The organism is Rhodovulum sp. 12E13 (assembly GCF_003340565.1).
Lineage (GTDB): Bacteria > Pseudomonadota > Alphaproteobacteria > Rhodobacterales > Rhodobacteraceae > HLUCCA09.
The window spans coordinates 1-900 of sequence record NZ_QPLK01000114.1 but is presented as its reverse complement, the minus strand read 5'-3'; the positions used below and the strand labels follow the sequence as shown (position 1 = coordinate 900).

The following is a 900-nucleotide window of genomic DNA, read 5'->3' as shown; positions in this document are numbered from 1 at the left end:
GGCTCGCTCAGTGCCGCGGCGCGCGCCCTCGGCCAGAGCCAGCCGACGCTGGGGCGCCACGTCAGGGCCGCCGAGGCGGCGCTCGGGGCCACTCTGTTCGTCCGCGTGCCCGGGGGGCTGCAGCTGACGGACATCGGCCGCTCGCTCCTCGGCCCCGCCCGCGAGATGGCCGCGGCCTCCGCGCGGCTCGAGATGCTCGCCGCGGGCCGCGACATGGCCGTCTCCGGCACGGTGCGGATCACCGCGAGCGTTGTCGTCTCGCACTACCTGCTGCCCCCGATCGTCGCGGAGCTGCGGGAGGCCGAGCCGGGAATCGAGGTCGAGATCGTGCCGTCCGACACGACCGAAAACCTGCTCTTCCGCGAGGCCGACATCGCGATCCGCATGTTCCGGCCGACGCAGCTCGACATCGTCACCCGCAAGATCGGCGACAGCCCGATGGCGCTCTATGCCTCGGGCGGTCTGCTGGCGCGCTTCGGGCAACCGGCCGATCTCGACGGGCTGACGCGCCTTCCGTTCGTCGGGTTCGACCGGTCGGACATGGTCCTGCGGCTGGTCCGGGGCTGGGGCCTCGACGTCGACAAGGGGTTCTTCGGCGTGCGATGCGACGATCAGGCCGTGTACTGGCAGCTCGTCTGCGCCGGCTGCGGCGTGGGCGGCATGCAGACCGTCATCGGGGACGCCGAACCAGAGGTTCAGCGCCTCGATGTCCAGCCGGAGCTCCCGCCCCTGCCGCTCTGGCTCGCCGCCCACGAGGCGATGCACAAGACGCCCCGCGTCAAGCGCGTCTGGGAGTTCCTGGCCGACTCGGTGTCTGACAGGCTCAGGCCCGAGCCCTGATGATCGAACAACGTGAATGCGGTTCATCGCTTCATCGTCTTCGGCCCTGGCTGCCGTTCG

At 71.2% G+C, this 900-nt stretch carries 1 protein-coding gene; it reads left to right on the top strand.

What is annotated here, in order from left to right; translation table 11 throughout:
- On the top strand, positions 1–840 hold an 840-nt coding region (locus DLJ49_RS21330; protein WP_147277401.1), incomplete at its 5' end, for a LysR family transcriptional regulator.
- Positions 841–900: the final 60 nt, after the last annotated feature.